Raw genomic sequence first — 6,269 nt, 5'->3', positions numbered from 1 at the left:
TACCGTAGCCAGTCCATGGCCGGCCTGGGCCCGGTGGTGCAGGCGGGGCTCGCCATCGTGGTGGTGACCCGCAGCATGCTGACGCCCCAGCTGCGCGCCCTGGACGAGACCAGCGGGCTGCCGGGGCTTCCCGCCGTGGAGCTGGCCCTGCACCGCGCCGCGCGGCGCCCCACCGAGCCCGCCCGGCGCCTCGCCGAGCTGATCCGCGAGCAGCTTGCGCCCGGGGAATCCGGTGCCTGAAACACCGGATCCGCCCCTCGGGCCGTTGAGGCGCATCGCGACCCCTCGTGGCCGTCGCTTGGTTGGAAGCGCCTGGCTGGGCCATCATGTGCGAGGTGCCGGAAGCCGCCGGCCCGGCGCATGTTCACCACGGAGAGAGGAAGATGATCAAGACATGGGGAAAGCAGGTGTTCCTGGCGGGGGGCCTGGCCTTGCTGGGCCTGGTGAGCCAGCCGCTCTGGGCGCACGCCCATCTGATCGACCAGGTTCCCGCGGAGGGCGAGGTGGTGGCGGAGCCGCCAGAGCAGCTCGAGCTGCGCTTCGATTCGCCGATCCGCATCACCCAGTTCGAGGTCCATGGCCCCCAGGGCGAGATCGCCCTGAGCGACGGACCCGTCGGCGAGATGGGGGAGCACCATGAGGCGGTACCGGCCGACGTCCTGGCCCCGGGCGAGTATCGGGTGACCTGGCGCGGTCTCGCCGAGGATGGCCACACCATGTCGGGAGACTTCCGCTTCACCGTCGACGACTGAGCCATGGCATGGTGGACGCTTCTGTCCGGCCTGGACGCCTGGACGCTCGGGCGAGTCGTCGTTGCCGCGGGCTTCTACGGCGCGGCCCTGCTGGCCGTGGGAAGCCGGCTGTTTCGTTTCGCCTTCCCCGATCTGCCCCGCGCCGAGGGGCAGCGGCTCGAGCGTACCCTGGTGGCGGCGGCCTGGACGGCCATCCTCCTGGCACTGCTGAGCTGGCCGCTGCAGGCCGGTTTTCTCGGGGGCGGCAGCCTGGCGGCGGCCCGTGATCCGGTGCTGCTGCAGGTGGTGATCGAGAGCCCCCTGGGGGATCGTCTACGCCTGGCGCTCGCCGGGCTACTGCTGCTCCAGGCCAACCTGCTGAGCGGGCGGCTGCGTGCCCTGGTACCCATCCTGGGCCTGGCGGGAATGGTCCTGGTGCTGCTGGCCTTTACCCGTGTCGGCCACACCCGCGGCGATCCCCGCCTTGGCACCCTGCTGTTCGCGCATCTGGGCCTGGCCGCCTTCTGGCTTGCCTCCCTGGCCCCGCTCTACCGCCTGGCGGGAAACGCGCAATACGGTGACCTGCCGAGCCGGCTACTGGGGCGCTTCGGTCGGCTCGGCCAGGTGCTGATTCCGCTGCTGCTGCTCGCCGGTGCCAGCCTGGCCGGGCTGTTGATGGGCGGTCTCGCCCCGCTGCTGCACACCCCCTACGGCCAGCTGCTGCTGATCAAGCTTTCCCTGGTGACGCTCCTGCTGCTGCTCGGGGCTCTCAACAAGTGGTGGCTGGTGCCGGCCCTGGCGCGTGGCGTGCCGGGGGCCAGGCAGCGGCTGCGCTCCAGCATCGCCACCGAGGGTACGCTGATCGGGCTGATCCTGCTCACGGTGGCACTGCTGACCGCGACCACCTCGCCCCTGGGGTAGCGGCCCGGTGCGGGGTTGGCCCTACTGGAGCCGCGGTTGGCCGGGTATGGTGATGCTGCTGCTGCGCTTGAGGGTCTCGGAGGGCAGCTCGCCGAATCGCGCCTTGTACTCCTGGGAGAAGCGGCCCAACTGCTGGAAGCCGCAGTCCATGGCGATGCTGGAGACGCTCTCCCGAGGGGCTGCCCGCTCCAGGCGCTGGCGCACCTGCTCGAAGCGCAGCTGGCGGAAGTGGGCGATGGGGGAGACCCCGTAGTGGGTGTGGAAGTCGCGATAGAGCCGCTCCCGCGAGACCCCGGCGGCGCGTTCGAGGTCGGCCAGGCCCAGGGGGCGGTCCAGGGACTCCCGGAACAGGGCCTCGAGGCGGGCGAGATAGGCCGGGCGACCCTGCTGGCGATCGAGCAGTTCGCTGCTGTAATTGTGCGGCTGGGTATAGAGCAGGCTGGTGATCAGCGAGTTCTCGAAGTTGCTCCACACCTCGGGCAGGTCACACAGCGACCCTTCGGCGTCCAGCATCTCCTGCAGGTTGGCCACCATTCGCCACCACTCCCGCACCGTGCCGCTCATCGGCATGCGGGGGTCGAAGATCACCGGGCGCGGCAGTTCGCGTTTCAGCAACTGGGAGAGCTTGCCCTCGAGTGCCTGGCGCGACAGACGCACCAGGCGCTTCTGGCAGTGCTCGTCCATGCGCAGGTGCAGCGGCTGGTTGGGGGAGATGATGGCCGCCACCCCGGCATCGGAGCCGAAGGCATCGCCCGGTAGCTCGAAGGACTGGGCCCCCTGGAGGGGCAGGCTGATGCTGTAGCTGTGGGTCAGATCGGCGATATCGATCTGCACCGGAGTCGCGTATTCGATGGTGCCGATGGCGACGTTGGCCAGGCGGGTGCCGCGGTGGCGAAAGTTGAGCTCCCGCGGCTGGGGAACCACGAGACGGTGGGGGCCATTGATGCTGCACATCCAGCGGCAGGCCGAGTCCGGGGAGTGGAACTCGGCGGCGATCTGCCGCCGCGTCGGGGAAGGGGATACGGTCATGGTTCCTCCTGATCTCGCCATCTTGTGTCGTTGTCATCGAGCCCGGGGAGGCCGTGGCGGATGGTCGAGATGCTGGTTCGCACGTCGTTCAAAAGTGCGTCAAGCGAACGCCATCCCTCATTCTGGCACTCTTCGCGGGGGGATGCCAGATCGACTTGGTGGTCATCGAGACCAAGGTCTAGGTGCGACTACCGACACCTCCAGCGCTCGAGGGGCGCCGAGTGGCCCATTTCCGATCAGCAGCGGGATGTAAGGTGTTCCAAGGCCCCGACTGGGCGGTGCCACGGGGCGAACACCATGCCCATGAAGAAGTGGATAGCGCTGTTCCAATAACCGCATAGTGGACCGGTGGGGGAGTCCCTAAGGTTGGTCGTGCCTGACAACCCATAACACGGTAACGACCCATGACGACACAGCGCTCCCTCCCCGACTGGCAGACGTTTGTCGAGAACTGCATCGACTTCCGTCCCGAAGACGGCGTCTTTCGCGTTGCGCGGGACATGTTCATCGACGAGGCGCTCTTCGACCTCGAGATGGAACTGATCTTCGAGAAACAGTGGATCTTCGCCTGTCACGAGAGCCAGATCCCCAATCCCAACGACTTCATCACCATGCAGGCTGGCCGCCAGCCGATGATCATCACCCGTGATGCCAAGGGCAATCTGAATGCCCTGGCCAACGCCTGCCAGCACCGCGGCGCCACCCTGACCCGGGTCTGCAAGGGGAATCAGTCCACCTTCACCTGCCCCTTCCACGCTTGGTGCTACAAGTCCGACGGCCGTCTGGTCAAGGTCAAGGCGCCCGGCGAGTATTCCGCCGACTTCGACAAGTCTAGCCGTGGCCTGCGCCAGGCGCGCATCGCGAGCTACCGCGGCTTCGTCTTCATCAGCCTGGACGCCGAGTCGACCGTCAGCCTCGAGGACTTCCTGGGCGACACCCGGCTGTTCTTCGACATGATGGTGGAGCAGGCCGAGGACGGTGAACTGCAGGTGCTGCCTGGCGAGTCCCGTTACACCTTCAACGGCAACTGGAAGCTGCAGAACGAGAACGGCCTGGACGGCTATCACGTCAGCACCGTGCACTACAACTACGTCTCCACCGTGCAGCATCGCCGCGAGCTCGAGTCGCAGAAGCAGGGCGGGGGCGGCGACACCCTCGACTACAGCAAGCTGGGTGCCGGCGACAAGGACACCGACGACGGCTGGTTCTCCTTCGCCAACGGCCACAGCCTGCTGTTCAGCGACATGCCCAACCCCCAGGTGCGACCCGGTTACGCCAGCGTGATGCCGCGCCTGATGGAGCAGCATCCCCGGGAGCGCGCCGAGTGGACCATGCACCGCCTGCGCAACCTGAACATCTACCCGAGCCTGTTCTTCATGGACCAGATCAGCTCGCAGCTGCGCATCGTGCGCCCCATCGCCTGGAACAAGACCGAGGTGATCAGCCTGTGCCTCGGCGTCAAGGGCGAGTCGGATGCCGACCGCGAGAATCGTATCCGTCAGTTCGAAGACTTCTTCAATGTCTCCGGCATGGGCACCCCGGACGACCTGGTGGAGTTCCGCGAGCAGCAGCGCGGCTTCCAGGCCCGTGCCGAGCGCTGGAGCGACATCTCCCGCGGCCATCAGCACTGGGCCCGTGGCGAGACCCGCAACAGCCGGGTGCTGGGTATCAAGCCGGTGATCACCGGCACCGAGTTCACCCAGGAAGGGCTCTACGTCAACCAGCACGGTACCTGGCAGCGGCTGCTGCTCGAGGGCCTCGAGAAGAAAGCGCTCAAGCTCCAGGAGGTATAAGCCATGACCCGCCAGCAATCCATCGAGCAGTTCCTCTATCGTGTCGCCGAACTCTGCGATGACCAGGAGTGGGACGGCTACCTGGCGCAGTTCGCCCCCGAGTGCGAGTTCCATATCCCCCAGTGGAAGGGCGAGCATGAGATCACCGTCGACCCCAAGCGCGAGATGTCGCTGATGTACTACCCCGACCGCACGGGGATCGAGGATCGCGTCTTCCGCATCCGCACCGGCAAGTCGGCCGCCTGTACCCCCATGCCGCGCACCCTGCACCTGATCGGCAACGTGCGCTGCAGCGACCGGGAGGATGGCCAGGTGCAGGTCCGGGTCAACTGGGTGACCCACTTCCACCGCTTCGGCGAGAGCGGCCACTTCTTCGGCACCGCCGACTACACCCTGCGTGACGCCGTCGACGGCTGGCAGATCACCCGCAAGCACACCGTCCTGCACAACGACCGGATCGACTCCGTGCTCGACTTCTATCACGTCTGATTGCGCTGGAGGGCGAGTCATGCATAACACAGCCGCCATCGTCTTTCGGGACGGTATTACCCGCTTCGTCAAGGTAGACAACGACGAACTGCTGATGGACGCGGCCCGGCGACACGGCGTCAACCTGCCGGTCGACTGTCGCGAAGGGGTCTGCGCCACCTGCCGCTGCCTGCGCGAGTCGGGCGAGGTGGAGGTCGAGTACATCGACGAGGAGGCCTTGACCGAGGAGGAGATTGCAAAAGGGCATGTGCTGGCCTGCCAGACTCGCCTGCGCTCCACCCACGCTTCCTTCTACTTCGACGTGGACTCCAGTATCTGCAGCGTCGCCACCGAGCTGCATGACGGCATCGTCAGTGCCGTCGAGCCGGTCTCCGACGGCGCCGCCATTCTCGAGATCACCCTCGATGATCCCGCCCGGGCGCTGCCCTACCTGCCCGGCCAGTACGCCCGCATCGAGGTGCCGGGCACCAACGAGTGGCGGGCCTACTCCTTCGCCACTGCGGCGGTGAGGGAGGGCAAACTGCGCTTCCTGATCCGCCTGCTGCCCAGCGGCGTGATGAGCGACTACCTGCGTGACCGTGCCAGGGTGGGTGATGCCATCTCCCTGGAGGGGCCACTGGGGGCCTTCTATCTGCGTGAGGTGCAGCGCCCCCTGCTGATGGTGGCGGGTGGCACCGGGCTTTCGGCCTTCCTCGGCATGCTCGAGGAGCTGGTCGAGAAGGGCGAGTGCACCCAGCCGATCCGGCTCTGCTACGGGGTGACCCAGGAGCAGGATCTCAGCGAGCTCGATCGCCTCGCGGCCTTCGCCGAGGCGCTGCCCGACTTCGTCTTCGAGCCCATCGTGATGAATGCTTCTGCGGCCTGGCAGGGCAAGCGGGGCGTGGTCTGCGACCTCTTCGATCGCGACTTCCTGTCCCAGCCCTTCGATGCCTACCTGTGCGGTCCGCCGCCGATGATCGAGGCCTCGAGGCAGTGGCTCGAGGAGCGCGAGGTGGGTGAACACCGCCTGTTCTTCGAGAAGTTCGTGTCGAGCTGAGGATCCCATGAACAACATCCGTATCGAAGCGATCCAGACCTGTCTGGTTGACCTGCCGACCATCCGGCCCCACCGGCTCTCCATGGCCACCATGGCCTGCCAGACCCTGGTGATCGTGCGCATGCGCCACAGCGACGGCATCGAGGGCCTGGGCGAGGGGACCACCATCGGCGGTCTGGCCTATGGCCCGGAGAGCCCGGAGAGCATCAAGCGCAACATCGACGCCTATCTGGCGCCGCTGCTGATCGGCCAGTCCTCGGCGAACATCAA

The 6,269-nt window shown here is 66.9% G+C and carries 6 protein-coding genes and 2 pseudogenes; 7 read left to right on the top strand and 1 reads right to left on the bottom strand.

Going from position 1 to position 6,269, the window contains the following annotated elements; translation table 11 throughout:
• From J5F18_RS18245 to J5F18_RS18235, 3 genes and pseudogenes are all read left to right on the top strand, one after another.
• Positions 1–240 (top strand): annotated as a pseudogene (locus J5F18_RS18245) (transcriptional regulator); the annotation flags it as partial.
• A 143-nt stretch (positions 241–383) separates the two neighbouring features.
• Entirely contained in the window at positions 384–752 is a 369-nt protein-coding gene (locus tag J5F18_RS18240) for a copper resistance CopC family protein (RefSeq protein WP_346299945.1), read from the top strand.
• Between the two features lie 3 nt (positions 753–755).
• Positions 756–1,652 (top strand): CopD family protein, encoded by an 897-nt coding sequence (locus J5F18_RS18235; protein WP_346299944.1) that lies wholly within the window; start codon positions 756–758, stop codon positions 1,650–1,652.
• Between the two features lie 21 nt (positions 1,653–1,673).
• Here the strand turns inward: J5F18_RS18235 and J5F18_RS18230 are convergent, their stop codons facing one another.
• The gene (locus tag J5F18_RS18230; protein ID WP_346299943.1) at positions 1,674–2,681 is read right to left on the bottom strand and encodes an AraC family transcriptional regulator; all 1,008 of its coding nucleotides are present in this window, start codon (positions 2,679–2,681) and stop codon (positions 1,674–1,676) included.
• Between the two features lie 404 nt (positions 2,682–3,085).
• Between J5F18_RS18230 and antA the strand changes: the two genes are divergently transcribed.
• From antA to J5F18_RS18210, 4 genes and pseudogenes are all read left to right on the top strand, one after another.
• On the top strand, positions 3,086–4,474 hold the full coding sequence (gene antA / locus J5F18_RS18225; RefSeq protein ID WP_346299942.1) for an anthranilate 1,2-dioxygenase large subunit: 1,389 nt from the start codon (positions 3,086–3,088) through the stop codon (positions 4,472–4,474).
• A gap of 3 nt (positions 4,475–4,477) precedes the next feature.
• A complete protein-coding gene (gene antB / locus J5F18_RS18220) occupies positions 4,478–4,963 on the top strand; it encodes an anthranilate 1,2-dioxygenase small subunit (protein ID WP_346299941.1) in 486 nt (161 codons plus the stop codon).
• Positions 4,964–4,982: 19 nt separating this feature from the next.
• Complete coding sequence (gene antC, locus J5F18_RS18215) at positions 4,983–5,999, top strand: anthranilate 1,2-dioxygenase electron transfer component AntC (protein WP_346299940.1); 1,017 nt, start codon at positions 4,983–4,985, stop codon at positions 5,997–5,999.
• A gap of 7 nt (positions 6,000–6,006) precedes the next feature.
• Positions 6,007–6,269, top strand: a pseudogene (locus tag J5F18_RS18210) (muconate cycloisomerase); the annotation flags it as partial.

The organism is Halomonas sp. BM-2019 (assembly GCF_017584085.1).
The sequence above is the reverse complement of the archived record's forward strand: the minus strand, read 5'-3'. Positions and strand labels throughout refer to the sequence as shown.

Coding starts and splice junctions, on each gene's coding strand:
- J5F18_RS18240 (WP_346299945.1), top strand. CDS start 384: ATGATCAAGACATGGGGAAAGCAGGTGTTCCTGGCGGGGGGCCTGGCC.
- J5F18_RS18235 (WP_346299944.1), top strand. CDS start 756: ATGGCATGGTGGACGCTTCTGTCCGGCCTGGACGCCTGGACGCTCGGG.
- J5F18_RS18230 (WP_346299943.1), bottom strand. CDS start 2,681: ATGACCGTATCCCCTTCCCCGACGCGGCGGCAGATCGCCGCCGAGTTC.
- antA (WP_346299942.1), top strand. CDS start 3,086: ATGACGACACAGCGCTCCCTCCCCGACTGGCAGACGTTTGTCGAGAAC.
- antB (WP_346299941.1), top strand. CDS start 4,478: ATGACCCGCCAGCAATCCATCGAGCAGTTCCTCTATCGTGTCGCCGAA.
- antC (WP_346299940.1), top strand. CDS start 4,983: ATGCATAACACAGCCGCCATCGTCTTTCGGGACGGTATTACCCGCTTC.